Annotated in this window: 25 protein-coding genes; 12 read left to right on the forward strand and 13 right to left on the reverse strand. The window is 62.6% G+C overall.

Annotated elements, in window-relative coordinates; translation table 11 throughout:
* Window positions 1–4 precede the first annotated feature (4 nt).
* The 3 genes from GNZ12_RS32025 to GNZ12_RS32035 are packed head-to-tail and all read left to right on the forward strand — an operon-like array spanning window position 5 to window position 4,268.
* On the forward strand, window positions 5–1,576 hold the full coding sequence (locus GNZ12_RS32025; protein WP_172314026.1) for a DHA2 family efflux MFS transporter permease subunit: 1,572 nt from the start codon (window positions 5–7) through the stop codon (window positions 1,574–1,576).
* A gap of 10 nt (window positions 1,577–1,586) precedes the next feature.
* Window positions 1,587–3,026: an efflux transporter outer membrane subunit gene (locus tag GNZ12_RS32030; RefSeq protein ID WP_172314027.1), complete on the forward strand. Its 1,440-nt coding sequence runs from the start codon at window positions 1,587–1,589 to the stop codon at window positions 3,024–3,026.
* Window positions 3,027–3,083: 57 nt separating this feature from the next.
* A complete protein-coding gene (locus GNZ12_RS32035; RefSeq protein WP_172314029.1) occupies window positions 3,084–4,268 on the forward strand; it encodes a thiolase family protein in 1,185 nt (394 codons plus the stop codon).
* Window positions 4,269–4,353: 85 nt separating this feature from the next.
* Here GNZ12_RS32035 and gltS read toward each other — a convergent pair whose 3' ends face one another.
* A complete protein-coding gene (gene gltS, locus GNZ12_RS32040) occupies window positions 4,354–5,583 on the reverse strand; it encodes a sodium/glutamate symporter (RefSeq protein WP_172314031.1) in 1,230 nt (409 codons plus the stop codon).
* Window positions 5,584–5,840: 257 nt separating this feature from the next.
* On the opposite strand from gltS, the gene GNZ12_RS32045 reads away from it, so the two are divergent.
* From GNZ12_RS32045 to GNZ12_RS32065, 5 genes are all read left to right on the forward strand, one after another.
* Window positions 5,841–7,118 carry a NupC/NupG family nucleoside CNT transporter gene (locus GNZ12_RS32045; RefSeq protein ID WP_172314033.1) on the forward strand — a complete coding sequence of 426 codons (1,278 nt, stop codon included), beginning with the start codon at window positions 5,841–5,843 and terminating at the stop codon, window positions 7,116–7,118.
* A 15-nt stretch (window positions 7,119–7,133) separates the two neighbouring features.
* Window positions 7,134–7,523 carry a cytidine deaminase gene (locus GNZ12_RS32050; RefSeq protein ID WP_115776755.1) on the forward strand — a complete coding sequence of 130 codons (390 nt, stop codon included), beginning with the start codon at window positions 7,134–7,136 and terminating at the stop codon, window positions 7,521–7,523.
* Entirely contained in the window at window positions 7,520–8,485 is a 966-nt protein-coding gene (locus GNZ12_RS32055; RefSeq protein WP_172314035.1) for a nucleoside hydrolase, read from the forward strand. The genes GNZ12_RS32050 and GNZ12_RS32055 overlap by 4 nt, the downstream gene beginning before the upstream one ends.
* Before the next feature lie 304 nt (window positions 8,486–8,789).
* The gene (gene panE, locus GNZ12_RS32060) at window positions 8,790–9,725 is read left to right on the forward strand and encodes a 2-dehydropantoate 2-reductase (RefSeq protein ID WP_172314037.1); all 936 of its coding nucleotides are present in this window, start codon (window positions 8,790–8,792) and stop codon (window positions 9,723–9,725) included.
* 54 nt (window positions 9,726–9,779) lie between these two features.
* Window positions 9,780–10,079, forward strand: coding sequence for a hypothetical protein (locus GNZ12_RS32065; protein WP_172314039.1), 300 nt, complete (start codon window positions 9,780–9,782; stop codon window positions 10,077–10,079).
* A gap of 73 nt (window positions 10,080–10,152) precedes the next feature.
* On the opposite strand, the gene GNZ12_RS32070 is transcribed toward GNZ12_RS32065, so the two are convergent.
* From GNZ12_RS32070 to GNZ12_RS32100, 7 genes are all read right to left on the reverse strand, one after another.
* A complete protein-coding gene (locus GNZ12_RS32070) occupies window positions 10,153–11,199 on the reverse strand; it encodes an ABC transporter substrate-binding protein (protein WP_172314041.1) in 1,047 nt (348 codons plus the stop codon).
* A 64-nt stretch (window positions 11,200–11,263) separates the two neighbouring features.
* Entirely contained in the window at window positions 11,264–12,391 is a 1,128-nt protein-coding gene (locus tag GNZ12_RS32075) for an NAD(P)/FAD-dependent oxidoreductase (protein ID WP_172314043.1), read from the reverse strand.
* Window positions 12,384–13,817: an FAD/NAD(P)-dependent oxidoreductase gene (locus GNZ12_RS32080; protein ID WP_172314045.1), complete on the reverse strand. Its 1,434-nt coding sequence runs from the start codon at window positions 13,815–13,817 to the stop codon at window positions 12,384–12,386. Before GNZ12_RS32080 ends, GNZ12_RS32075 begins: the two co-directional genes overlap by 8 nt.
* Entirely contained in the window at window positions 13,814–14,236 is a 423-nt protein-coding gene (locus tag GNZ12_RS32085; protein ID WP_172314134.1) for a (2Fe-2S)-binding protein, read from the reverse strand. The genes GNZ12_RS32080 and GNZ12_RS32085 overlap by 4 nt, the downstream gene beginning before the upstream one ends.
* Before the next feature lie 23 nt (window positions 14,237–14,259).
* A complete protein-coding gene (locus GNZ12_RS32090; RefSeq protein ID WP_172314047.1) occupies window positions 14,260–15,054 on the reverse strand; it encodes an ABC transporter permease in 795 nt (264 codons plus the stop codon).
* Between the two features lie 51 nt (window positions 15,055–15,105).
* Window positions 15,106–16,017 (reverse strand): ABC transporter permease, encoded by a 912-nt coding sequence (locus tag GNZ12_RS32095; protein ID WP_172314049.1) that lies wholly within the window; start codon window positions 16,015–16,017, stop codon window positions 15,106–15,108.
* Entirely contained in the window at window positions 16,010–17,101 is a 1,092-nt protein-coding gene (locus tag GNZ12_RS32100; RefSeq protein WP_172314051.1) for an ABC transporter ATP-binding protein, read from the reverse strand. Before GNZ12_RS32100 ends, GNZ12_RS32095 begins: the two co-directional genes overlap by 8 nt.
* A 303-nt stretch (window positions 17,102–17,404) precedes the next feature.
* Here GNZ12_RS32100 and GNZ12_RS32105 point away from each other — a divergent pair, with 303 nt between their 5' ends.
* Window positions 17,405–18,283 carry an IclR family transcriptional regulator gene (locus GNZ12_RS32105; RefSeq protein ID WP_172314053.1) on the forward strand — a complete coding sequence of 293 codons (879 nt, stop codon included), beginning with the start codon at window positions 17,405–17,407 and terminating at the stop codon, window positions 18,281–18,283.
* 28 nt (window positions 18,284–18,311) lie between these two features.
* Here the strand turns inward: GNZ12_RS32105 and GNZ12_RS32110 are convergent, their stop codons facing one another.
* The 4 genes from GNZ12_RS32110 to GNZ12_RS32125 form a co-directional block, all read right to left on the reverse strand.
* Window positions 18,312–18,689, reverse strand: coding sequence for a copper resistance CopC family protein (locus GNZ12_RS32110; RefSeq protein ID WP_172314054.1), 378 nt, complete (start codon window positions 18,687–18,689; stop codon window positions 18,312–18,314).
* Window positions 18,689–19,615, reverse strand: coding sequence for a hypothetical protein (locus GNZ12_RS32115; RefSeq protein WP_172314056.1), 927 nt, complete (start codon window positions 19,613–19,615; stop codon window positions 18,689–18,691). Before GNZ12_RS32115 ends, GNZ12_RS32110 begins: the two co-directional genes overlap by 1 nt.
* A 103-nt stretch (window positions 19,616–19,718) precedes the next feature.
* Window positions 19,719–20,042, reverse strand: coding sequence for a DUF2946 domain-containing protein (locus tag GNZ12_RS32120; protein ID WP_235993850.1), 324 nt, complete (start codon window positions 20,040–20,042; stop codon window positions 19,719–19,721).
* Between the two features lie 388 nt (window positions 20,043–20,430).
* Entirely contained in the window at window positions 20,431–21,402 is a 972-nt protein-coding gene (locus tag GNZ12_RS32125) for a LysR family transcriptional regulator (RefSeq protein ID WP_172314060.1), read from the reverse strand.
* Window positions 21,403–21,487: 85 nt separating this feature from the next.
* Between GNZ12_RS32125 and GNZ12_RS32130 the strand changes: the two genes are divergently transcribed.
* Complete coding sequence (locus GNZ12_RS32130) at window positions 21,488–22,414, forward strand: MFS transporter (RefSeq protein WP_235993851.1); 927 nt, start codon at window positions 21,488–21,490, stop codon at window positions 22,412–22,414.
* A gap of 49 nt (window positions 22,415–22,463) precedes the next feature.
* Window positions 22,464–22,967 carry a hypothetical protein gene (locus GNZ12_RS32135; RefSeq protein WP_172314062.1) on the forward strand — a complete coding sequence of 168 codons (504 nt, stop codon included), beginning with the start codon at window positions 22,464–22,466 and terminating at the stop codon, window positions 22,965–22,967.
* Window positions 22,968–23,006: 39 nt separating this feature from the next.
* Here GNZ12_RS32135 and GNZ12_RS32140 read toward each other — a convergent pair whose 3' ends face one another.
* A complete protein-coding gene (locus tag GNZ12_RS32140; protein ID WP_172314064.1) occupies window positions 23,007–24,008 on the reverse strand; it encodes a questin oxidase family protein in 1,002 nt (333 codons plus the stop codon).
* A gap of 151 nt (window positions 24,009–24,159) precedes the next feature.
* Here GNZ12_RS32140 and GNZ12_RS32145 point away from each other — a divergent pair, with 151 nt between their 5' ends.
* Window positions 24,160–25,131 (forward strand): Dyp-type peroxidase, encoded by a 972-nt coding sequence (locus GNZ12_RS32145; protein ID WP_172314066.1) that lies wholly within the window; start codon window positions 24,160–24,162, stop codon window positions 25,129–25,131.
* The last annotated feature ends 55 nt before the right edge of the window (window positions 25,132–25,186 follow it).

Consider the following 25,186-nt stretch of genomic DNA (forward strand, 5'->3'; position numbering starts at 1 on the left):
GATCATGACTCAGGTCCTCGCCAATCCCGCCGACCTGCCGACGCGCACCAAAGTGTTCGCGTTCGTGCTGATGTGTCTCGGTTTTTTCATGGCGACGCTCGATATTCAGATCGTAGCGTCTTCCCTCAAGGATATCGGCGGCGGCTTGTCCGCGAGTCAGGATGAGCTCTCGTGGGTGCAGACCTCGTATCTGATCGCGGAGATTCTCGTGATCCCGATGTCCGGTTGGCTCACGCGTGTGTTCTCGACACGCTGGGTGTTCGCATTTTCCGCGCTGGGTTTTACGGTCACGAGTATGCTGTGCGGCCTTGCATGGGACATCAACTCGATGATCCTGTTTCGCGGTTTGCAGGGCGCGCTCGGCGCCGCGATGATTCCGACCGTGTTCACGACGGCATTCGTGCTGTTCCCCGGCAAGCAGCGCCTTATTGCATCCACCACCATCAGCGCGCTCGCCACGCTCGCACCGACGGTCGGCCCGGTGATCGGCGGCTGGATCACATCGCAATGGTCGTGGCACTGGCTGTTCTATCTGAACCTGGTGCCGGGCACCGTCGTCACGCTGATGGTGCCGAAGTACGTGCACTTCGACAACGTCGATCTCTCGCTGCTGAAAAAAGGCGACTATCTCGGCATCCTGTTGATGTCCGGTTTTCTTGGGTGCCTGGAATACATACTGGAGGAAGGGCCACGCAAGAACTGGTTCGGCGACGACGTGATCCTGACGTGTACCTGGGTAGCGGCGATCTGCGGATTCCTGTTCATCGTGCACGCGTTCACCGCAAAAGAGCCGATCGTCGATTTGCGCGCACTGGCGATCCGCAACTTCGGCATTGGCAGTCTGCTGTCCTTCATCACAGGGATCGGGATTTTCTGCGCGGTGTTCCTGACACCGGTGTTCCTGTCGCGTGTGCGCGGCTTCGATTCGTTGCAGATCGGCGTGGCGTTGCTGTCGGTGGGATGTTTTCAATTGGTCGCGATGGTCGCGTATTCGGTGGTCGCGCGTTTCGTCGATATGCGCTTGTTGCTGGTGTTCGGCCTGGTGTTGTTCGGCGTCGGCTGTTATCTGTATGTGCCACTGACCAATCAGTGGGGCTGGCAGGAATTGCTGATCCCGCAGGCGTTGCGCGGCATTGGCCAGCAGTTCTGCATTCCGCCCATCGTCACGATGGCGCTCGGTTCATTGCCGATGTCGAGGCTTCGATCCGCCAGCGGTCTCTTCAACCTGATGCGCAATCTGGGCGGCGCGATTGGCATTGCCGTGAGCAGCACCATGCTCAACGATCGGTTGAATCTCCACTACGAGCGGCTCGACGAGCATTTGAGCGCGGGCCGTCCGGTGATCGAGTCGATCTTGCAGCAGCAAAGCGCGCACTTCGCGGCAGTCGGCGGCGATGCGCTGAATGCAGCCAATGCGGGCCTCGGCGCGTTGCATGCGCTGCTGATGCGCGAAGCACTCGTGCTCACGTTCTCCGACACGTTTTTTGCGCTGTCGCTCTGTTTTGTCGTTGGTTTGCTAAGCGTGCTGTTTTCGCGCCCGTTTGGCAATACCGCACCGCCGCCCGATGCGCATTGAGGAAATCAGCATGAAACCCATCGTTATGAAAGTACTCGCGAGCGCGGCACTGCTGACACTAGCGGCATGCGCGGTGCAGCCTGAAACGCATGCGGACCTCCAGCATACGGTTCAGACCGTTGCACCGACCGCGTGGAATGTCGATGCTCCTCAAGACAGCATCAACGCCGACACATGGTGGGCCCAATTCGGCGATCCCGTGATGCATCAGCTGGTGGAATCGGTGCTAACGGGCAATCTCGACGTGCAGGCCGCGGTGGAGCGCGTCAAGCAGGCGCAGGATCTCGCGACGCAAGATCGCGCGGCCTTGCTGCCGGAGCTGAACGCCGGCGCGGGCGCATCCGACTCCCGGCAGAACACGCCGCCGCCGCTCGGCTACGTGCGTCAAGCCGGGTTCGGCGTGACGGCGAGCTGGACGCCGGACGTTTTCGGCGGCGAACGGCTTGCAGTGCTCGCAGCCCAGGCGCAAGTGTCAGGTCGGCAGGCGGCTTTGAATCAACTGCGTCTGGCGCTCGCGGCGAACACAGCGGCGGCGTATATCGATCTGCGCTGGGCGCAATCCCAATTGCAGATTCTCAGCGACAACGAACAGATCCGTGCGCGCGCGTTGAAACTCACGCAGGAGCGCTTGCATTACGGACTGTCGACCCAACTCGACGTTGCGCGTGCGCAGAACCAGTTGGAGGATTTGCAGGCGCAGATCCCGCGCGTGCAGTCGGCCGTGCAGCATCAGTTGAGTCTGATCGCGGTGTATTCGGGGCGCACGCCGGAGAGCGTCGATGGCTTGCTGCTGGCTGATCCAAATATGGCTCGCGACATTCCGGTGCCCGCGCAAAGCGTGCCGCAGACGCTGCCGTCCGACGCGCTGTTGCAACGGCCCGATGTGCGCAATGCCTACGCGACGGTCGAACAGCGCGCGGCGGAAGTGGGCGTGTCAAAAGCGCAGCGCTATCCGCAGTTCAGGCTCAATCTCGCCGACGGCCTACTGGCCTCGTCCTATCTCGGCTTGCCGACGCTGACCGATAACCTCTTCAGCGCGGCATTAAATGCCACGAGCCCGATCTTCAACGCCGGTCGCATCACCGCGAACATCGACGCGAGCGAGAGCCGGATGCGCGAATCGCAGCTCGGCCTGCAGCAGACCATGCTCCAAGCGCTCAAGGAAATCGAGGACAACCGCAGCGATCTGGTGAGTGGCGGTGTGCAGGTGCAGCGCTTAGGCGGCGCGCTCGATGCATCGAATCATGCGCTGCATCTGTCGACTGAGCTCTACAAGAACGGCGCGACGGATTTCCTCGATGTGCTCACCGCGCAGGAGGCGTATCTGCGCGATGCGGAATCGCTAAATCAGGCCAAACGCGAGCATGCGCTTGCAGCCGTCGCGCTGTACCGCTCGCTCGGCGGCGGCTGGGATGTGCCCGCCACAGTCACGGCGGCATCAGCAAATTGATGCGCGTGGACGTGGCGGCGAGATGGGTGAAATGGGTAGTCCAACTGGAGATGAACGATGAGTAAGCGAGAAGTAGTGATCTGCAATCCGGTGAGAACGCCGATTGGCGCATTCGGCGGATCGCTGAAAGAGGTGCCCGCAACCGAACTCGGCGCGGTCGCGGTGCGTGAGACGCTGCGTCGCAGCGGCCTCGATCCGGCCGTGTTGGCGTCCGTCGTGATGGGCAACGTGATTCAGGCCGGCAACAAGATGAATCCGGCACGTCAGGCATCGATTGGCGGCGGCGTGCCGGTGGCCGTGCCTGCGTTGACGGTCAATCGTGTGTGCGGTTCGGGCGCGCAGGCGATTGCGTCGGCGGCCCAGGAAATCTGGCTTGGCCTCGGCGATGCAGCCGTGGCCGGCGGCATGGAAAACATGGACCGCGCGCCGTATCTGCTCGACGGCAGCCGCTGGGGCTACCGGATGGGCAACGCGCAAATCCACGACAGCCTGCTGCGCGACGGCCTGAACGACGCGTTTTCCGGCGAGCATTCCGGCTGGCATACCGAAGACCTCGTCACGCAGTTCGACCTCACGCGCGAAACGCAGGACCGTTGGGCCGCGCGGTCACAACAGCGTTTTGCGCAAGCGCAGGCGCGCGGCGATTTCGACGCTGAACTGGTCGCCGTCGAAGTCCCGGGGCGCAAAGGTCCGCAACATTTTTCGAGCGATGAACAGCCGCGCCCGGATACCACCGTCGAAACGCTCGCCAAACTGCGTCCGGCATTCCGTCCGGACGGCACGATTACCGCGGGCAACGCGCCGGGCTTGAACAGCGGCGCGGCAGCCATGCTGGTCGCTGAGCGTGGGTTCGCTGAGGTGCGTGGCATCGAGCCATTCGCGCGGCTGGTGGCATATGGAGTCGCGGCTGTCGAGCCGGGCATGTTCGGCCTCGGTCCGGTGCCGGCTGTGCAAATGGCCTTGGCCCGCGCAGGTTGGCAACTCGAGGACGTCGAACGCTTCGAGATCAATGAAGCCTTCGCAGCCGTGCCGCTCGCGGTGGCGCGCAGACTCGGCATCGCGGATGAGCTGATCAACGTGCAAGGCGGCGCGATCGCGCACGGTCATCCGATCGGCGCGACCGGTGCGGTATTGACGACGCGTCTCCTGCATTCAATGCGCCGCGACGGCCTGAAACGCGGCGTCGTCACGTTGTGTATCGGCGGTGGGCAGGGGATTGCGCTGGCGTTGGAAGTGATCTGAAATCGGCTGCGGCGCGTTGCGGTGCCAGGAACCGATGACGCGCCGCGGCGCTGGCATGTCGCTGAAACGGCCGCGGCCGTATCGGCTAATGAAAGATCGGCAAGGCCAGATATCCCTTGATGACGATCGCATTGGCGATGTCGATAAAGAAAGCGCCCACCATCGGCACGACCAGAAAGGCGAGGTGCGAATGGCCGAAGCGGGCCGTGACGGCCTGCATGTTGGCAATGGCCGTGGGCGTGGCGCCGAGTCCGAAACCGCAATGGCCGGAGGCGAGCACGACAGCATCATAGTTGCGACCCATCACGCGGAACGTGACGAAGATCGCATAGAGCGCCATCAAAACGGTCTGCGCAACGAGAATCGAAACGACCGGCAGCGCTAGCGAGGCGAGGTCCCAGAGCTTGAGCGTCATCAGCGCCATGGCGAGGAACAGCGCGAGGCTCACGTTGCCGAGCAGGGCGACGGCGTGATCGAGAACGGGCTTGCCCGCGAGCCCGAGTGCATTGCTTAGCACCACGCCGACGAATAGCACGCAGACAAAAGTCGGCAGTTCGATCGCGGTGCCGGCCAATACTTGTGCGAGCGCGTCGCCGGCCGCGAGGCTGATCGCGATCAGTGCCAGCGTCTCGATGAAGGCGCCCGGTGTGGTGGCTTGTTCCGCCTTCGGTTCTTCGAAGGCGAGCGGCGCCTCGACGGGGCTGTCGCCGTGGCTCTCTGCTTGATTCGCTGCATGATGCGCGGCGTCCTTCCTGGCGACTTGCCGCATCAGCACGCGCGCCACTGGGCCGCCGAGAATGCCGCCCATCACGAGGCCGAAAGTCGCGCAGGCGATCGCCGCCTCGGTGGCGGACTGAAGCCCGTGGTGTTCGGCGAACACCTTGCTCCATGCTGCGCCCGTGCCATGACCGCCGGACAGGGTGATCGAACCGACCAGCAAACCGTACAGCGGATCGATGCCCAGTAGATAAGTGAGGGCAATGCCTACTGCATTCTGCAGGACCAGCAGGCCGATCACGAGACCGAGAAAACGCAGCAACAGCGGGCCGCCTGACTTGAGGCTGGCGAGGTTGGCGTTGAGGCCGATGGTCGCGAAGAAGGCGAGCATCAGCGGTGTTTGCAGCGCGGTATCGAAGCGTACTTCGACGTGGCTCGTGGTGCGCAGGATCAGCAGGACGATCGCCACCAGGAGCCCGCCGGCAACGGGTTCGGGAATCGTATAGCTGCGCAGCGGGGGGATCCATCCGACTAGCCTGTTCCCCAACAGCAGAACCAGTGAGGCCGCGACGAGTGTTCCGTAGATACCGACGTTCATAGGCGACCTCGTTGAGAATGAATGGTCTTCACAGCTTGACGAGGCGTCTGACGGCGTGTGGAGCGGTCAAGAAGCGAATGGGAAACGCCTGTGGCGTGAGGGTACCTGAACGGCGGTGATCCAACAACGACTGCGCGCGAGGCGCACTGTCGTGGACCGCCTGGTCGTCGGTGTTGGAGTGAGGCCACATTGAAAGTTTTTCTCCAGCATCGGTTTCGTTTAGCATCGTTGTCACTTTCACAAGAACACCAAGAGACATGGCACTGATCGCACGAAACATCCTTGGGATTGCCGTACTGCTGCTTATCGCCTTCATCTTCTCGACCAACCGGCGCGCCATCCGCTTACGGACTGTAATTACGGCGTTGCTTGCGCAGATCGGTATCGGTGCGTTCATTCTCTTCGTGCCGCTCGGCAAGACGATCCTCGCGTCCGTCGCGTCCGGCGTCAATGATGTACTCGGCTATGGCAACGCGGGCATCGCGTTTCTGTTCGGCGGCCTCGTGCAAGCGAAGATGTTCCAGGTGTTCGGCGACGGCGGATTCGTTTTTGCCGTGCGGGTGCTGCCGGCCATCATCTTCGTGACCGCGCTGATCTCGGTGCTGTACTACATCGGCGTGATGCGCTGGATCGTGCTCGTGCTCGGCACGCTGTTTCACAAACTGCTCGGGGTATCGAAGCTCGAATCGTTCTCGGCCGTGACCACGATCTTCCTGGGCCAAAGCGAAATGCCTGCCGTGGTCAAACCGTTCGTGCGCGACATGACCGGCGCTGAACTGTTCGCGGTGATGTCGAGCGGCATGGCGGCGATTGCCGGTTCGGTGCTGGCCGGCTATGCGGGCCTCGGTGTGCGGATTGACTATCTGCTGGCTGCGTCGTTCATGGCGGTGCCAGGCGGCTTGCTGTTCGCGAAGATCCTTCACCCGACCACCGAACCGAGCCGCGTCCATCTCGAGCATCTCAGCTTCGACGAGAAGCGTCCCGCGAATGTGATTGAAGCCGCGAGTTCAGGCGCGACAGTGGGCCTCAAAATCGCCGTGATGGTCGGCGCGATGCTGATCGCGTTCGTCGGCTTGATCGCGTTGCTCAACGGCATTGTGGGCGGCATAGGCGGCTGGTTCGGCCATCCGCAATTGTCGATGCAGTCGGTGCTCGGCACGGTGTTCGCGCCGCTCGCCTATCTGATCGGTGTGCCGTGGAACGAGGCGGCAATCGCCGGCAATTTCCTCGGCCAGAAGATCATTCTGAATGAATTTGTCGCTTATGCATCGCTGTCGCCGTATCTGAAAGATGCCGCCAGCGTGAGCGCGGCCGGCCTGCAGGCGCTCGATCCGCGTACCCTTGCTATTCTGTCGTTTGCGTTGTGCGGCTTCGCGAACTTTGCGTCGATCGCGGTGCTGACGGGTGGCTTTAGCGCCGTCGCACCGGAACGCCGCGCCGAAGTCGCGCGCTACGGCCTGCGTGTCGTGCTCGCCGCGACGCTCTCGAATCTGATGAGCGCCACGATCGCGGGCATGTTCCTGACGCTGAATTGAATTGAGGATCGTTGCATGAACATGGAACAACTGCTGGAACGCGCGGGTGTTGCGCGAGAAAAGGCCTATGCGCCTTATTCGAAGTTCAAGGTTGGCGCCGCGCTGCTGACCAAAGACGGCACCGTATTCGACGGCTGCAACGTCGAGAATGCATCGTATGGACTGTGTAATTGCGCTGAACGTACGGCTTTTTTCAGCGCGATCGCCGCGGGCTATCGGCGCGACCAGTTCGCCGCGCTGGCCGTGATCGGCGATACGGATGGACCGATCGCACCGTGCGGCGCGTGCCGCCAGGTGATCATCGAACTGGGCGGCCCCGAATTGCCGATCCGCCTCGGCAATCTGCATGGCGCGACCCGCGACACCACCGCGCGTGAACAATTGCCGGACGCGTTTTATCTATGAGCAAGCACAAAGTTATCTACGACACCGATCCCGGTGTGGACGATGCGATGGCGCTCGTTTTCCAGGCGCGGCATCCGGACATCGAATTGCTCGGTCTGACGAGCGTATTCGGCAATGCCACGATCGAGACCACCACGCGCAATGCGCGTTTCCTGGCCGGGCGATTCGCGCCGGGCGTGCCGGTTGCGCAGGGCGCTGCCGCTCCGCTCAAGCGCGCAGCGCCCGAGCCGCTCGCCTGGATTCACGGCGATAACGGACTTGGCAACATCGCGATCGAAGCCGGGGTTGAAGCCGCGCTCGACGCACGCCCCGCACACCGCTTCATCATCGACACAGTGCGCGCGCATCCCGGCGAAGTCACGCTGATCGCCGTGGGCCCGCTCACGAACCTGGCATTGGCGCTGGCCGACGATCCGCAGATCGCCTCGCTCGTCAAGCAGGTGGTCATCATGGGTGGCGCGTTCGGTACGGACGGCGTGCTCGGCAATGTGACCCCCGCCGCCGAAGCGAACATCCTCGGCGACCCCGATGCAGCTGACATGGTGCTCGGCGCGCCTTGGCCGGTGGCGATCGTCGGGCTCGACGTCACGCAGCGCACCATCATGAGCCGGGACTATCTGGCGTCGCTGCGCGATCGCGGCGGTGCAGCAGGGCAGTTCGTGTGGGACGTGTCGCGGCACTACGAGGCCTTTCATGAGCAAAGCGCGCAACTCAGGGGCATTTACGTCCATGATTCGTCGGCGGTGACCTATGTGCTGGCGCCGCACCTTTATACGACGCGCAATGGCCCCGTACGTGTGCTGACGGACGGTATCGCGGTGGGCCAGACCATCCAGAAGCCTTCTACGATGCCGGTGCCCGCGCCGGACTGGGACAGCCGGCCCGAGTGCAAAGTCTGTGTGGACGTGGATGTGCCCGGAATGCTCGCGCTCTACGAGCGAACCCTTTGTGGCACGCTGTAGGACGATCTCGCAACGTCGCTGCCGCTTGTTCCGGGAAGCCCTCTCTCAGTACCTCGTTTTATGCAGACCTGGGCGTAGCGGACGGCTGGCGGCGCGGCGATTGATCTGACATAAGAGAGCAGTGCGGAGAACAGTGCGGAAAACAGCGCCGCCGCGGTGCGTTGCAGCAAGCCGGTCCCGCATGTGTGGCCGATGCGCATCGTCAATCTTTGCTACATTTCTGCAGACGTGCTGCGTGCGTGGTCCGCGAAGCCTTGGCTTATCGACCCGGCGTGTGTGACCCAAATCTATCAAGAGGCAAAAGATGCGAATTCTAGTCGTAGGGGCGGGCGCCGTGGGCGGCTATTTCGGTGGACGTCTCGCAGCGGCGGGCCAGGACGTGACCTTCCTCGTGCGCCCTGGCCGTGCGGAAAAACTCCAGCGTGACGGTCTCGTCATCAACAGCGCGCGCGGCAATCTCACGTTGCACGAGGTCAAGACGATACTCGCCGGCGTCGGCGCGGAGCCGTTCGATCTGGTGCTGCTCAGTTGCAAAGCGTTCAGTCTCGACGACGCGATCGATTCGTTCGCACCGCTGGTCGGCGAATCGACGCTGATTCTGCCGATGCTCAACGGCATGCGCCATATCGACGTGCTCAAGGAAAAGTTCGGTGCGTCACGCGTACTGGGCGGTCAATGCGTGATCGCGGCGACGCTCAGCCCCGAGCAGCACATCCTGCATCTGAACGAAACGCACGCGATCACCTTCGGTGAGCTGGACGGCGGCACGTCCGAGCGCGTCGAGGCGATCGCGGACGCGATGGCCGGCGCGAATTTCGATGCGGTGATCAGCGACAAGATCCTGCTGCGCATGTGGGAAAAGTGGGTGTTCCTGGCCACGCTGGCGGCCGGTACGTGCTTGATGCGTGGTTCGGTCGGCGATATTCTGGCCGCGCCGGATGGCAAGCACATCATTGAAAACCTGCTCGGCGAGTGCCGTGGCGTGGCCGAAAACAATGGCTTTACCATGGGCCCGGACTTCGATGCCCGAGCGACCCAAACGCTCTTTACGCCTTCGCCGCTCACGGCTTCGATGATGCGCGACGTCGAAAATCACTCGCATACCGAGGCGGATCACATTCTCGGCGATCTGATCTCGCGCGGCGGCGATGCGCAAAAGGGCGAGCACGGCTTGTCGCTGCTGCGTATCGCCTATAGTCATCTGAAGACGTATGAAGCGCGCCAGACCCGCACGTCGTGAGCGTCGCGGGTATCAGTGCATGCCTATAGTAGCCTAACGTTTCGGAGGTCAAGCATGCCGAGTCCAACCGGATCGGTGCCCGCGCTGAGTTCGGCCGCAGCCACGATCTTCTCGATCGGTATTGTGTTTCTCGGCTATTGGGGCGTGCACGAGTCGGCGAAATGGCGCCTCAGCGAGGTGACGGTGGTGGTGTTTGCGCTGGTCGGCTTTGCCTGCCTCGGGCTCGTGCCGTGGATGGCGACGCGCCCCGTCGCAACCGAAACCAGCGACGCCGGCATCCGCGTCGCGCGGCGTCTGTTTCTCGCCGGCGTGGCGGCGATATGGCTCGCGGTGGCGCTGTCGGTCGTCGCATAAGGCGCGGCGCACCCATTAAAACGCGCGCGCCTTGCAGCAAACAAGGCGCGCGCGTCACCGCAGCAAGTCAGGCTCAACGCTCGATCTGCCGATTCCAGCGCGTATCCCACTGCGCGCGATGCGCGTTGATCGTGTCCCAATCCACCACGGTCACTTTCTTCACCAGATCGTCGACGCTACCGAGGCTTTGCTGCATCGGCGGCGTCATTTTCGCGAGCCGGTTGGTCGGAATCTGCTTGCCGGCCTCGGCCGCTTTTGTCTGAGCCGGCGCGGACAGGAGGAACTGCGCGAGTTTCTGCGCCAATTGCGGATCCGGGTTGTTGTTGACCACGCACAGGTCGACCAGCAACAACACCGGACCTTCCTTCGGGTTCACATAGCCGACCGGAATGCCCTTGTCCTGCAGGTCGCTCACGGCCGTCGGCGTCAACGGGAACAGGCCCGCTTCGCCGGTCTGGACCATTTCGGAAATCTTCGCCGAGTTCGGCACGTACTCCACGACGTTCGGCCCGACTGTGCTCGCCCATTTCGTGAAGCCCGGTTCGACGTTCTGCTCGCTGCCGCCCATCAAACGGTTGATCGCCAGAAAGCCGTGCAGGCCGAAGGTGCTGCTCGAAGCGGACTGGAACACCACTTTGCCCTTGTACTTCGGATCGGCAAAGTCCATCCACGAAGTCGGCGGCGCCCAGCCTTTTTCAGCGAACAGCTTCTTGTTATACGCGATGCCGGTCATGCCGAGTTGCACGCCCGCGCCCATGTCGTCTTTCATGCGCGCGAACGGGTAGAGCTCCTTGAGCACCGGCGAGTCGTCGAGCTTCTTGCACACGCCCATGCTGACCGCGCGCGCCATCACGCCGTCGTCGAGAAACACCACATGGATTTGCGGATTGGCCTTGTTGGCGAGCAGCTTGGCGAGAATGTCCGACGAGGTGCCGGGCACCACGACCACTTTGACGTCGTTGGCTTTCTCGAAGTCGGGCAAGACCTGGCTCGTATAAGCCTTTTCCATCGGGCCGCCGTTCATGCCGATGTAAATGGTCTTGGTCTCCGACCATGCCGGCGCGGCCGCACCGAATGCGCACAATGCGGCCAGCGCCGCGATCGTCTTGAACAGTTTCATTGTGAGGCTCCTGAGTTTCATTAAACGATAACGAGGCGATGACTGAGCAATGACCAGGTAATAACTAAGCGACGGATGACGCAGCAACAGCGGCGAAGCGATTGATCGAGAAAGCGTCGAGCGGTGTGCTTGTGGCGCCGTCGATCACGAGATCCGCGAGTACTTCTCCCACGCCCGGCGCCAGCAGAAACCCGCCGCCCGAAAAGCCGAACGCATGCAGCAGACGTGGCACCGTGCGGCTCGCACCGATGATCGGATTGCTGTCGGGCGTTTCACCTTCCACGCCACTCCATGTGCGGATCAGCAGCGCCTCGCGCAACGCGGGCAGCAGGGCGCACGCGTCGCGCATCACGGCGCGGGTGGTTTCCGTCGACGGTTGACCGTATTCGCCGTCGCCATGTCCGCGCCCGCCACCGATCACGCAATTGCCGCGCGCCACTTGCCGTGCGTAGATACCGCCGCCGACCACGCCGAGGTTGTGCGTGATGAAGCGTGGCAGCGGTTCGGTGACCCACATGTTCGGGTAGATCGGTTGCATCGGTGCGGTTTCGCCGAAGTAACCGGCAACCGTGTTCGCCCATGCACCCGCGGAATTGATCAACCAGTCGGCGCTGATGCGCATGTCGCCTGCGCGTAACTGGAAGCGTGTGCCGTTGTGATGAATCTCGGTCAGCTCGGTTTGCTCGTGTACATCCGCGCGTGCGGCTCGCGCGGCACGGGCGAACGCGGGCGAGACCAGACGCGGATTCGCATGACCATCGGTCGCACACAGCGAGCCGCCAATCGCTGCGGCGCCCAGCCATGGATAGCACTGGCGGAACGCGGCGCCACTGATCAAATGCGCTTGCAGTCCGTGACCGCGCGCCATCTCGGCCCATGCTTCGAGCGCGGCGATATCGGCTTCGCTGCGCGCGAGCCGCAAATGTCCTGACACGATGAACTCGCCGTCAATGCCGATCAGTTCCGGCAAGCGATCCCAGATGCGCCGTGCACGCATGGCGAGCGGCATCTGTTCGACCGGCCGTCCCTGGACGCGCACGCCGCCGTAGTTCACGCCGCTTGCCTGCGCGCCGCAGTAGCGCCGCTCGAACAGGCCCACGCGCAAGCCGCGCCGTGCCAGCGCCAACGCCGCCGATGAGCCGACTAGGCCGCCGCCCGCAATCGCGACGTCGTAGTGCAGGGTGTCACTCATCGCGCGCCTCCTCGGGAATCTCGATGACGTCATCGGAATACATCGCGGGCGATAGCGGAATCGGTTTGACAGGCGGCTGGCTGCGCAAGCGGCCGACGGCTTCGAGGGGTTTGCCGGTTTCTTCCGCCAGCAGCGTCAATGCCGCTTCGCCACACATGCGTCCCTGGCAACGGCCCATGCCGACGCGCGTGAGCGCTTTCAGGCGATTGATCTCGTTCGCTTCGCCACCGCGGATACAGCGCCGCAGAGTGCCCGCGTCGATTTCTTCGCAGCGGCACACGGTCATGTCGTCGGGCCATTGCGCCGCGCATTGTGCGGGTGGCGCGAATGCCGCTTCGATACCTTGGCGAAACACCGCGATACGTTGCAGGCTGCGGTCGAGGGAAGCCGCGTCGCGCATGCCCAGGTCCCGTGGATGCGCGATGCCGAGGTCGTCGAGTAGCGCCAGCGCGGTGCGGCGGCCGGCGAGTTCGGCCGCGTCGGCGCCGGCGATGCCCGCACCGTCGCCCGCAAGATAGATGCCCCGTACGGAACTGCGGCCGGCGGGGTCGAGATCGGGCAGCCAGCAACGATTGTGCGTATCGAAGCGGAAGCGGCACCCGGCGAGATCGGCGAGTTGGGTTTCAGGCTTCAGGCCGAAGCTGATGCCAACGGCGTCGCACGCGAGGGTTTCGGTCTTTGAGCAGTCGGTTGAAGGACGCCATTTGATTGCGCTCACGCCTTGCGCGCCGTGAATGCCGATCAGGCTCACATCGCGTTCGATCCGCACGCCGTGCATCTTTAGCCAGCCGACGTAAAAGAGTCCTTTGGCGAACGTAGCAGGTTGCCGCGCGAGTTTCGGCGCCGCGGCAATCTGCTGCGATAGCGGACTCGTGTCGAGCACGGCTACTACTTGTGCGCCTGCTTTCACGTACTGGTAAGCCACGAGATAGAGCAGCGGCCCTGTGCCTGCCAGCACCACGCGCCGACCGATCGCACAGCCCTGCGCCTTCAAGGCGACCTGCGCCGCGCCCAGTGTGTAGACGCCGGGTAGTGTCCAGCCCGGCACCGGCAGCACGCGATCAGTGGCGCCGCTCGCGATGATCAGATGCGAAAACGGCACGCTGATTTCCCGTCCCTCGTGCAGCGTATCGAGACGGCCCGGTTCACAAGCCCAGGCCAGCGTGTCGGGGCGATAGTCGAGGTGCGGAAGAAGCGCGGCCATCGTCGTATGCAACGCGTCGGCTTTGTGCGCTTCGAAACCGTAGAGCGTCTTTTTCGAGCGCTGGAATGCACCGTTCGCGGGCGGTTGACGATAAATCTGTCCACCCCAGCGGGCGTTTTCATCCAGCACAATGGGCCTGATACCGGCCGCCACCAGCGTTTCGGCGGCGCGCACACCTGCCGGTCCCGCGCCGACGATAACCACGCGGTGTTCGTTGCTCATTGCGTGTCTCCGTTTGTCGTCGTCGCCGCCGCCGCAGATGCAACTGTAGCGACGGAGGCAACGTCAGAGGCAACATCAGCAGCAGAGGCAACGTCAGCGAGCCGCGTGACCACACGCATGCCTTCTGTCACCAGCGTCGAGCACGCGCGCAAGCGCATGCCCGCTTCGGTGCGCATCCAGCAGTCCTGGCAAGCTCCGATCAGGCAGAAACCGGCACGCGGCGCGCCGCTGAATTCGCTTTCGCGCACGCGACGTTGTTGCATGAGCACGGCGGTGAGCAGCGTATCGCCTTGCAGCGCAAAGACTTCGCGACCGTCGATAAAAAAGCTGAGCGGTTCACGCTGCGTCTCCGCAACGCGAACAAATTGCGCATCACGCATCGGCGCGGCGGGTTCGGAAGACGGCAAATTCGACGGCATGGGAGAGAGGGCAGGAGAAGACATCAGTGCTGGCCGATCAGAATCCGGTTGAGCCCATACACGCGATCGAGCAGCAGCATCGCGCCCGCTGTGATGAAGATCACCAGCGCGGAGACCGAAGCCATCATCGGGTCGATCGATTCGGTTGCGTACATGTACATGCGCACCGGAAGCGTGACGGTTTGCGGCGAGGTGACGAAGATCGACATCGTCAGTTCGTCGAAGCTGTTGATGAACGCGAGCAACCAGCCGCCGGTAATGCCCGGCAGAATCATCGGGAAGGTGATGCGGCGAAACGTGGTCCACGCGTCGGCGCCGAGCGAGTGCGCGGCATGTTCGACGCTGCGGTCGAGACCGCTGACCGAGGCCAGCACGAGCCGCATCACGAACGGCGTGATGATGATCATGTGCGCGAGCACGAGCCACGCGAACGAGCCGGTCGCGCCGATCAGCGCGAAGAAGCGCAGCAGTGCGATGCCGAGCACGAGGCCGGGAATCACCAACGGTGACAACAGTAAGCCGTTGAGGAAGCCCCGGCCCGGAAAGCGGGCACGGCCGATCGCCAGGGCGGCGGGCAAAGCGACGATCAAAGACAACGTGGCAGAGGCAAACGCCAGCTTCAGGCTGTTGAAGAACGCCGAGATGAAGTCCGGGTAATCGAGGATCGCGCGGAACCAGCGCAGCGAGAAGCCGTGCGTGGGCAGCGTGAGCGTTTCGTCGGGCGTGAAGGCGACCAGCACGACGATCACGAGCGGCGCGAGCACGAACGCAATGACGAGCGTGTGGAAAATCAGCGCAATGGGGCCGTTTTTTCTCATGATGATCTTACTCAGTGAGCCGATGAATGAGCTGATGAACGAGCCGATGCATTAACCGAGACTTCTGGTGTACTTGCGTTCCAGAATCCGGTAGTACGTGAGCATCACGATCAGATTCGCGACCAGCAGCAGGAGCGCAATGGTTGCGCCGAGTGGCCAGTTCAGCGAGCCGAGGAATTCGTCATAGACGGCAGTGGCCGCAACTTTCAGGCGCCGTCCGCCGAGCAGGCCGGGAATCGCAAATGCGCTCGCCGACAGGCCGAACACCATCAGGCTGCCCGACAGAATGCCCGGCGTGAGTTGCGGCAACACGATGCGCCGCAAGGTCATGGCGGGCGATGCCATCAGCGAAAGCGCCGCATTCTCCGTTTGCGGGTCGAGCTTCTGCAACGCGGTCCACACGGGAATCACCATGAACGGCAGCATCACGTGCACCAGTGCGATGACGATGGCGAAGGTGGTGTATTCGAGCTTGTACGGCCCTAGCCCGACGAGACCGAGCGCCTGATTCACGAGGCCGTTGCTGTTGAGCAGCATGCTCCAGCCGAACGCGCGCACCACGACCGAGACCAGCAGCGGCGCGAGAATGATCAGCAGGAACATCGAGCGATACGGATCGCGCATTCGCGACAGCACGTAGGCCTCCGGCGTACCGATCACGATGCACAGCAGGGTGGTCAGAAAGGCGATGCCGAAGGTGCGCAGGAAGATCGTGTGGAAATACGACGATTTCAGCACTTCCGCGTAGTTGCCGAATTGGAATGCGGCGATCGGGCCGCTCGACGGATCGAAGCGGTAGAAGGTCAGCACCAGCGTCATCACGAGCGGCACCAGCACGAGCGTCGCAAACAGCAGGAAAGCCGGCGCGCACATCAGCCACAACGGTAAAAACGCCTGCCACGGCGCGCGGCGCGCCTTGCCGGTCTTCATGCTGTGGTTCGAAGCGGGCAGCGTACTAGCCATGATGCGCATCCCGTTGAATGAAGCGAATCGCCTCGCTGTTCCAGTCGACACCGACCGCCGCGCCCTCCGGCAGCGGCTCGGTGCCCTCATTCTGACAACACACCAGCACTTCGCCGAGCCGGCTATCCACGCGGTACAGCCATTGGCTGCCGAGGAAGAAGCGGCTCGTCACGGTGGCCGGTAAACGTCCCGCGTTCGGCGCGCATAGGCGCAGCTTTTCCGGACGAATGCACAACGTGACCGCGTCGCCGACGCCGATCACCCGTTCGCGCATGGGCAGTTGTGCGGTGTGGCCGGTCTCGGCGAGGTCGTGCCCGAGATCGATGCGGATCGCGTCGCCGTCGCGCGCCACCACCGTGCCCGCCAGCATGTTGGCCTTGCCGATGAACTGCGAGACGAATCGGTTTTCAGGCCGCTCGTAGGCTTCGTACGGCGTGTCGATCTGTGTAATGCGGCCGGCTTCCATCACCACCACACGGTCGCTGATCGACAGCGCTTCCGACTGGTCGTGCGTCACCATAATGGTGGTCGTGCCGATCTTGCGTTGAATGGCGCGCAGTTCGAACTGCATGTCTTCGCGCAGCTTGGCGTCGAGGTTCGACATCGGTTCGTCGAGCAGCAGCACGGGCGGCGCGATCACGATCGCGCGGGCAAGCGCCACACGCTGGCGCTGACCGCCGGACAACTCGCGCGGAAAGCGGTGCGCGAGCGTATCGAGCCGCACCAGCGCCAGTGCTTCGCGCACGCGTTCCTTGCGCTCGGCCTTGTCGACGTTGCGCATCTCGAGCCCAAAAGCGACGTTGTCCGCGACGCTCATATGCGGAAACAGCGCGTAGCTCTGGAACACGATGCCGAGGCCGCGCTTATTCGGTTTCATGTGCGTGATGTCGCGGCCGTCGAGCGTGATGCGCCCGCGCGTCGTTTCGACGAAGCCCGCGATCATCTGCAAGGTGGTGGTTTTGCCGCAGCCGGACGGCCCGAGCAGCGAAACGAACTCGCCTTTTTCAACCGACAGGTTCACGTCGGCGACGGCCTGCAGATCGCCGAACGATTTCGCTACGTCCGTGAGTGTGAGGAACGACATGATCTGGCCTTTGGATGGATCGACACCGGTTCAATCGGCTACTGCCTCGATGGAGCCGACTCTATCTAGCCAAATTGGATCGCGTCAATTTCAAATTCCGTTTGCCGGTATAAGATTCAGAAAAATTCCGTTGAATGGAAGATATTCGATGAAACCGGCGTCAGGTGTTCCGCTGCATGAAGTCCGGAAAATCCCTATGAATCAGAACAAAGTACAAATGGAACGAGCGTGCCGTGAAGATTCCATTCACGGATAAAACCCTCTATAGTGTTCCGATCAATGAAATAATTCGGAGCGCTGGAGATGAATGCTGCCGCCAAACGAGATGCCGATGCCGCACTGACCGAAACCGGCAGTGCGCCCGGTCCCGGGATGCTGGAGCGCGCCTTCGCTGTGATCCGCGCGTTATCCGAAGCGCAATCCGACGGCGGCCGCGTCACGCGTCTCGCGAAAGCGGTGGGTCTGACGCAAGGCACGGTGCACCGCATTCTTCACGCGCTGATCGCGGAAGGCATTGTCGAACAGGACGAGAGCTCGAAGCTCTATCGGCTGAGCGTGGATTTCTTCGCGCTTGCCGCGCAGGCCGGCAATCCGAGCGGCATGCGCACGCTGTGCCGTCCGGCGTTGCTGCGGCTGTGCGCGAGTCTCGGCGACACGATTTTCCTGCTGGTCAAAAGCAGCTTCGACGCGGTGTGTCTCGACATCTGCGAAGGGCCGTTTCCGATTCGCTCGTTTACCGGCGATATCGGCGGGCGCGTCGCATTGGGTGTCGGCCAGGGGAGTCTGGCGATTCTCGCGTTCCTGCCGGAAGCCGAGCGTGAAGAGATCATTCGCTTTAACGTGCCGCGCATTCGCGGCTATGGCGTGCTCGACGAAGTGTATTTGCGTACCGAGATCGAACGCGTGCGCCAACTCGGTTACGCGGGCCGCAATAGCGGGGTGCTCGACGGCATGGCGGGCGTCGCGGTGCCGATTCTGGACCGTACCGGCGTGGCGGTGGCGGCATTGAGCGTCGGCACGCTGGCGGCGCGTCTCGGCGACGATCGACTGCCGATGGTGGTCGAATTGCTGCGCCGCCAGGCCGATGCGATCGGCCCGCAAACCAATCCCTTCGATGTCGCGTTGCGCCGGCCGATGCACGGGTTGTCGCGCGCCATGACGACCGAGCGCATCGCCGGATAAGCGGAAACGAGAAGGGGCGGATTCGCTGTTACTTCACCGTGAAGGTGTAGTGCCCCTGCGTGCGGTGCCCGTCGTCAGCGACCGCCACCCAGGCAACCGAGTAGGCGCCCGGCGTCAGTGGGTTCAGCGCCACCGACATGTGCTTCCTGTTGGACGGATCGATCACGGATTTGCCGCTCGTCACCGGCTTGCCCTGCGCATCGGTGACGGTGATCGAACTGAACGCCGGTTCGAGACCATCATCGAAGTCGATGGCCACATCTTTCTGCGACGTCGTGACGGTCGAGCCGGCAGACGGCACCTGGTGAGTCGGATAGGCGTGGGCGTGCGCGAATTGCGCGACAGTCAACGTCAGCGCGGCGACGAGGCCGCGCACCATGGAGGAGTTCAGGAGAGCGGTTTTCATCAGTTGAAGAGCGGCTTGCCGAGAGAGTTAGGGAAGATGTCGTCGAAATACAGGTGAGCGTCGAACAGGACGCCCACGTGGTTGCCGGTCAGGCGATTGACCGGGATCTGCGCTTCGATGCCGAACTGGCCATAACGGTTGAGCCAGAGTACGCCTGGGTTGACGGTCCCGGTTGTTTGACCGGCACACGCGCCCGCCGTACAGGTACTCATCGGGGCTTCTACGACCAGAATCAGGTTGCGGAACGGTTGCGGGAGCCCGAGGTCTTTGACCTGCGATTGCAGGTAAGGAATGCTGTACTGCAACGTGAGGCCCCAGCCCAACGAATTCGGACCGTTATCCGACGATGCCGTCGTCAGGTTGGGACCGAGCTGCCCCGTAATCGCGAAAGGCCGCAGGTAGCTGAGCGAGGCGGGCAGATCGCCGAAGCCTTTGCCGAAATAGACGTTCGGCGTGAACGTCGAGTACGAGCTGGCGATCGATTTCGCGCCTGTGCCGCCGATTGCAGCCAGCAGCCCGATCGACGCCATGAATTCGTGCCGCGCATTCGCGTAGATCAGGTATTTGGCGCCGACGGTGACGTTGTTCCAACCCTTGGCGGAGCCGCCGTTCGGGTCGTTCTGGGTCACGTAGTCGCTGGCAACGCTGAACGCGAGGTTCTTCGTGATGAGCTTGTCCCACTCGTACGACACGGTGTTGACGTTCATGTTGTCACCGTTGCTGTCCGGGGTTTTGATGTGGCCGAACTGGGTGTCGAATTCGTCGCCGACACCGGGGTCGTCGATGGTCAGCGTGGCAGGAAATACGCGGTCGCCGACCACTGCATGGGCCGAAGCATCCGGCGAACCGGTGAGGCAGGCGGCGCTGGCCGCCGCCATCAGGGCGGCGCGTGCGGGCGCCGCGTGCCGTTTGAAAAACGTACGCATGATCTAATTCTTCTCCAATTGTCTTGATACATCGCCGCGTTTAGGTGCGGCGACATCCCGCGACTGCTCGCGCAGTGCGGACTCTGTTCTGGTACAGATCGACTCAGGAAAGAACGGGAGGCGCACGCGGCTGGGCCGCGGTGTAGAAAAGGGGGACGTGGACCGCGTCGCGCGTTGCGACGACCGGTGCTCGCGCCACCGATAGCGTGGCGGCAAACACCGCTGGCGTGCCCGGCAGCACCGGCGCGTGGGCAAGCATGCCGCAATAGGCGCAAGCTTGCCAATGGAATGCCGGTGAATGCGAGGACTTGCTGTTCTGCGCGACCGGGCTGTTGTCCGGTTCTGCCGAGCAGTAGGTGGCGAGTGCCTGGCCGAGCCGATCGTGTGCCGCCAGTGCCTGCGAAACCGTCGGCGCAAGCGTACTCATCAGGATTGCAAGCAATCCCAACAGGCTACCGATTTTCTGAAGGCGAAGACGAAGCATGCTGGCCGCTAAGGACGGGAGGAAGCAATGAACGACGCCGATTATGCCACGCCACTATTCAGTCGAAGATACAGGGTTTCACATGTCCGAGGTAGGTCTATTAGCATTTTTTCGGGGACATGAAGACGCATTCATGCAACGTCAGTCTCGGTCGCGCAGTCATGGATCCTGTCCGGATAGGCTAAAAATTTCGTTTGCGAACGCCGCTTGATGGCCCTGGTTTGGCCACGCTGAGATTTCTTCCTTAACGTCTCAGATTGGTCGGCCGCGCAAGTTCGGCATTCAAGGGTCGGCCCGGGTCCTGCACCGACCGTCCGTCTCCGAACGGCCATCAACGCTTCTTCCGCGATCCGGCTCGCCCGGCGACACTTTGTGCCTGGACTTTGCCATCGCCCGCCTGGCGGCTCTTCACGTGATCAATGAACGCGCGCAGCTTCGGCAAGATTTGCCGGCGACTGGGATAGCAGAGAAACACCCCCGGAAGCACCGGCGCGTACGCTTCCAGCACGTGCACCAGTCTTGCTGCTCTCAACCCTTCGGCGACCATCGGCTCGGGTAGCTGCGCGAGGCCCAGGCCTTCGATCGCGGCGCCAAGCATGGTCGGAAAATCGCCGGCGATCAACGGACCGGATACGGCGATTTCGATCGCCTGCCCGTTGACGTTGAATGACCATGGCGCGAGTGCGCCGCTGGAGCGCCGCCATCGCAGGCATGCGTGTTGGCGCAGATCGTCCGTGTTTTCGGGCCGGCCATGCGCCGCGAAGTAGTAAGGACTACCGACAACGATGAGGCGAAACGGCGGCGTCAATGGCACCGCGACCATGTCGGCGGCGACGAGATGCCCCAGCCGGATGCCGGCGTCGAATCCTTCCGCCGCAATATCGATCACCTCCTTGCTGGTGGCAAGCTCCACCTCGATCTCGGGATAGGCCTTGCAGAAGGATGCGATCAGCGGTTCCAGCAGGATCGGGACAACCGCGCGCGGTACGGTGAGACGCAGCAATCCGGTCGGCCGCTGACCGAGCCCGCGCGCAACCTCGCCGGCCGCGACAAGTTCCTCGAAGGCGGGCTTGGCGCGCGAAAGAAACCGTTCGCCGGCCTCGGTCAGGCCGACACTGCGCGTGGTGCGCATGAAGAGCGCTGCGCCAATGCGCGCTTCGAGCACGCGCACCGTCTGGCTGACGGCCGATGGCGTCACGCCGAGTTCTGCAGCTGCCTTTCGAAAGCTGCGATGCTGGGCAACGCTCAAAAACACCTCCACGCCATCGAGCGCACCCTGCCGAACTGTGAAGTTCTGCTTCATAGCCTGTCAACATTGTGATGAATAGTCACTCGCGCGAGACGATGGTACACCTAACACCTGCAGATCAGGAGTGGGAGATCCTTCAATGACTGACGTACTTGATGGCGTGCGCGAACACGATCGCACGACCGGCCTGACCGGCCACGAAGTCCAGGATTCATCTGGCGAACCGCCGCTGATTACGCGCGCTGATTCCGCCAGGATCGTCCCGCCGCGCCCCGCCTGGCGCAGCCTGCTCTGGTTCGCGCCGCTGACGGCCATGTGGATTGCGTTGATCTACTGGCAGCCAATAATCCCCTCCAGCGGGGTTCAGACCACGGCCCACCAGCTGATGGCCCATGCGTTTATCGCGCTTGGCTTGTGGCGCGGTCTCGAAAGCACTGACCTGACGCCGGGCCAACGCCGCGCGACCTGGCTTGCGATCATGATCCCGGACACGCTTTGGTTTGCAGTCGTCTGGAGTGCGGCGATCAATGGCGTCTTTCTCCTGAGTGCCACACCCCCACCGGTGCCGTTCCTGCCTATGGCGATCTTCCTGCCGGTAATCATTGGCGCGCCTCTGTTGCTGTTTTCGAAGCGGGTCGGTCAAGTGCTCGACGCGATGCCGGCGACCTGGCTCGTCGCGCTTCAGCTTTACCGCATATTCGGCAGCTGGGCTCTCGCTGCCTGGCTGCACGGCGTGATGCCAGGCATCGTCGCGCTGCCGGCAGGGATGGGCGACGTGCTGACCGGCCTATTCGCACTGCCGGCGGCGATATCCCTGGCAAGCGGCACGGCTCCAGGGCGCAAGACGGCGATCGCCTGGAACTTCTTCGGCCTTGCCGATTTCGCCGTCGCGATTACCTTGGGGATGATCACCGCGCCCGGCCGCTTCCAGTTGATCGCTCTGCATGGGCTAAGCATTAGCGCGGGCGCTTATCCGTATGTACTGACCCCTGCTTTCGTGGTGCCCAGCTCGATCCTGCTGCACGCGCTGTCGCTGCGGCAACTGATCCGACGACGCGCCGCCTGATCGCGTTCCCGACCATCAATGCTCCACCCAACACTGGATAACAAGCACCATGTCACCGAAACTTCTCTTTCAGTTGCAACTCGTTCTGGGGTATGTCGCGTGGCTTCTTTGCTTCGGCGCATACGTCTGGCCCAGGCTCAAGTCGATGGCCCCATTCGACGCGCAGCGCGCAATCGCCACGTTGCACAGTTTCCGTTTTTTCGGGCTTGTCTTCATCCTCCCGGGCATCGTCAGTCCCGATCTTCCTGCCAGCTTCGCCGTGTTTGCCGCATACGGCGATTTCGCAACGGGCGTGCTGGCGATGCTGGCGCTCCTGACGGTACGCATACGCCGACTCTTCTGGTTGTTCGTCGTAGCCTTCAATTTTGTGGGTGCGACCGACATCATCGTCGACTACTACCACGCAATTCAGGCCGACCTTCCTGCGCATGCGGGAGAATTTGGCGCCGTGTACGCGATTCCGATCATCTACGTGCCCTTGCTGATGATTACGCATGTTGCCGCTTTCTGTCTGGCGCTGCGCCCTCAGCTCAAGACGGCTCCGAGCTATTGATCTTTCCGTAAGCCATGATGCGACGCGAACGGAAGGCCGCTACGACACTAGCCTTGCCGCTGATGCGAGGTATAGCGGCGATGGGTCGCGTCGGTGCTCGCAAAAACAGGTGTAGGTCATCTTGATCACGTGATCGTCGTCCGAGGCGACCGCCATCCCGCACACGTCGTTCCAGTCGATGGCGAGATCCGGGATGTTTGCTTCTGCGTCAGCCAGTCTGCCGACCGTTGCATAAGCGGCGCATAGCGCAATCCACAGGCCCGGCAGCAATTGCTTGACCAGTTCATCGGGAAGCTGGGCAAAGACGATTCGCGCGGCTCGCGTTGCGGTAACCGTATGGAGCAAGGTGAAGTCCGGCTTACGCCAGTAAGCGCCAATTGTCGCCCGCGCCAGATCGTCCAGCAACGCCACATCGGCGGGAGGCGCAAGCACGGCGTTGCCAAACCGCGGATCGGCTCCAACAGCACGCAAGCGCGACGTGATCGAGGTGCCCTCGAAAGCCGTGCCGCTCAGTGCCTGGGCGACGTGGTCGAATCCTGCATCAGCGCGCCTCGCCGTGCGATTTTCTTCCGGACTAACGTCAATCGGCAGATGCGACGAGATTAACGACGCCAAGCCCGCGGCAATCTCGCCGGCATGCCCGGCCTCAATGCCGTAGGCCAGCCGGATCAGCGAGTGGAAGGCCTGCGTAGCAGGAGCGAAAGGCACCTCCTGCAGCACTGTCGTGATCACGGGATCGGGGCCGGCGTCGGCGATCCAGTCCTGAAAGCAAAGGCGCAATGCGCCGAATGCGGCTCGTTCGCCTAAATGTCGTGCCCATTCGTGACGAGCGATAACCGCGTCGATCGGCGGAGCACTCAAGGCGTACTCGCGCTCCCACATATCGAAGAACGCCTGCAGTCGAACTGGCGAAGCCCCCATTTCGGCCAAGGCAACAAGCGCCATCGGGCAATGGTTCGTTGTCCCTCTAGCCGCAAGGTCAAAGTGTGCGTTTGCATCGAGAAGCTCGCTCAACTTGAGGTGAACGGGGTCTTTGCGCATGTTGACGTCTCTTAACCAAAGGGGGGAAGTCTCATTGTGAATTAGAAGGCTTACGGTCACATTGCGCTTGACCCGTGCCTCACGGCCATGATTGAATTTGCCAAGGGTGTTCTTCGGCAATGCTCACCTCGCTTCGCCACAGGAGGCATCCGTGAGCCCGAAAGCTTCGCCGATCTCCAACGCCCAGCGCGCACTCGACACCGAGCCGCAATCCGTCGATGCTCCGCTGTCGGCGGCCGCCGCGTTTCTCGTGCTTGTCGTCAAGGATGATGACGCATCGATCGCCACCGCCCGCTCCGTGGTGGCCAGTACCGGCGACCTCATAAAAGACCTCAGGATCCGAGCCAATAGCGGCCTGTTTACCTGCAACGTCGGGATCTCGCATCGTGTCTGGGGACCGCTCACCGGCAAACCCGCGCCGAGCGAGCTTGTGCCGTTCCGGGAGGTGCGGGGCGCTACGCACACGGCGGTGGCCACAGCAGGTGATCTGCTCTATCACATCCGTGCCGACACGATGGATCTGATCATCGAGTTCGAGAAGCTTCTCCTTGAGGCCTTCGGCGACGCCGTCACGGCGGTCGACGACGTGGCTGGGTTCCGCTACTTCGACGGGCGCGACCTGCTCGAGTTTGTCGACGGCACCGCGAATCCCGACGGCCTTGACCTGCCCGCCGCGACGATCGTCGGCGAGGAGGATCCCGACTACGCCGGCGGTAGCTATGTCGTGATCCAGAAGTACCTTCATGACCTCTCAGCCTGGCGCGCTCAAAAAGTCGAAACCCAGGAGGCGATTATCGGGCGCACCAAGTTCGACAACGTCGAGTTACCGGACGCGACGCAGGGTCAAAAGTCGCACAAGACGCTCTGCACGATCCAGGACGCCGACGGCGAGCACGACATCCTGCGCGATAACATGCCGTTCGCGGTCCCGGGACGGGGCGAGTACGGCACCTACTTCATCGGTTATTCGCGCCACCTTTGGGTGATCGAGAAGATGATGGAGCGGATGTTCATCGGCGATCCTCCACCGCTTCACGACCGGATCCTGGACTTCTCCAAGGCCGTCGCCGGCGTGACGTTCTTCGCTCCGGCCCGCAAATTTCTCAGCGACCTTGCTGACTGAGTTATCTCAGCGACTGTCAGATTCACTACCTTACGTGGCGAACACCGCGTGGATC

The sequence above is a fragment of the Paraburkholderia solitsugae genome, from assembly GCF_013177695.1.
In the GTDB taxonomy this organism is placed as follows: Bacteria; Pseudomonadota; Gammaproteobacteria; order Burkholderiales; family Burkholderiaceae; genus Paraburkholderia; species Paraburkholderia solitsugae.

Bases quoted from the DNA above. Each gene is read 5' to 3' on its own strand.
- GNZ12_RS32055 (WP_172314035.1), top strand. From the start codon at position 7,520: ATGAGCAAGCACAAAGTTATCTACGACACCGATCCCGGTGTGGACGAT.
- GNZ12_RS32080 (WP_172314045.1), bottom strand. From the start codon at position 13,817: ATGAGCAACGAACACCGCGTGGTTATCGTCGGCGCGGGACCGGCAGGT.
- GNZ12_RS32045 (WP_172314033.1), top strand. From the start codon at position 5,841: ATGGCACTGATCGCACGAAACATCCTTGGGATTGCCGTACTGCTGCTT.
- GNZ12_RS32025 (WP_172314026.1), top strand. From the start codon at position 5: ATGACTCAGGTCCTCGCCAATCCCGCCGACCTGCCGACGCGCACCAAA.
- GNZ12_RS32095 (WP_172314049.1), bottom strand. From the start codon at position 16,017: ATGGCTAGTACGCTGCCCGCTTCGAACCACAGCATGAAGACCGGCAAG.
- GNZ12_RS32135 (WP_172314062.1), top strand. From the start codon at position 22,464: ATGTCACCGAAACTTCTCTTTCAGTTGCAACTCGTTCTGGGGTATGTC.
- GNZ12_RS32050 (WP_115776755.1), top strand. From the start codon at position 7,134: ATGAACATGGAACAACTGCTGGAACGCGCGGGTGTTGCGCGAGAAAAG.
- GNZ12_RS32125 (WP_172314060.1), bottom strand. From the start codon at position 21,402: ATGAAGCAGAACTTCACAGTTCGGCAGGGTGCGCTCGATGGCGTGGAG.
- GNZ12_RS32085 (WP_172314134.1), bottom strand. From the start codon at position 14,236: ATGCCGTCGAATTTGCCGTCTTCCGAACCCGCCGCGCCGATGCGTGAT.
- GNZ12_RS32035 (WP_172314029.1), top strand. From the start codon at position 3,084: ATGAGTAAGCGAGAAGTAGTGATCTGCAATCCGGTGAGAACGCCGATT.
- panE (WP_172314037.1), top strand. From the start codon at position 8,790: ATGCGAATTCTAGTCGTAGGGGCGGGCGCCGTGGGCGGCTATTTCGGT.
- GNZ12_RS32070 (WP_172314041.1), bottom strand. From the start codon at position 11,199: ATGAAACTGTTCAAGACGATCGCGGCGCTGGCCGCATTGTGCGCATTC.
- GNZ12_RS32075 (WP_172314043.1), bottom strand. From the start codon at position 12,391: ATGAGTGACACCCTGCACTACGACGTCGCGATTGCGGGCGGCGGCCTA.
- gltS (WP_172314031.1), bottom strand. From the start codon at position 5,583: ATGAACGTCGGTATCTACGGAACACTCGTCGCGGCCTCACTGGTTCTG.
- GNZ12_RS32105 (WP_172314053.1), top strand. From the start codon at position 17,405: ATGAATGCTGCCGCCAAACGAGATGCCGATGCCGCACTGACCGAAACC.
- GNZ12_RS32030 (WP_172314027.1), top strand. From the start codon at position 1,587: ATGAAACCCATCGTTATGAAAGTACTCGCGAGCGCGGCACTGCTGACA.
- GNZ12_RS32065 (WP_172314039.1), top strand. From the start codon at position 9,780: ATGCCGAGTCCAACCGGATCGGTGCCCGCGCTGAGTTCGGCCGCAGCC.
- GNZ12_RS32130 (WP_235993851.1), top strand. From the start codon at position 21,488: ATGACTGACGTACTTGATGGCGTGCGCGAACACGATCGCACGACCGGC.
- GNZ12_RS32100 (WP_172314051.1), bottom strand. From the start codon at position 17,101: ATGTCGTTCCTCACACTCACGGACGTAGCGAAATCGTTCGGCGATCTG.
- GNZ12_RS32140 (WP_172314064.1), bottom strand. From the start codon at position 24,008: ATGCGCAAAGACCCCGTTCACCTCAAGTTGAGCGAGCTTCTCGATGCA.
- GNZ12_RS32110 (WP_172314054.1), bottom strand. From the start codon at position 18,689: ATGAAAACCGCTCTCCTGAACTCCTCCATGGTGCGCGGCCTCGTCGCC.
- GNZ12_RS32090 (WP_172314047.1), bottom strand. From the start codon at position 15,054: ATGAGAAAAAACGGCCCCATTGCGCTGATTTTCCACACGCTCGTCATT.
- GNZ12_RS32120 (WP_235993850.1), bottom strand. From the start codon at position 20,042: ATGAGTACGCTTGCGCCGACGGTTTCGCAGGCACTGGCGGCACACGAT.
- GNZ12_RS32115 (WP_172314056.1), bottom strand. From the start codon at position 19,615: ATGCGTACGTTTTTCAAACGGCACGCGGCGCCCGCACGCGCCGCCCTG.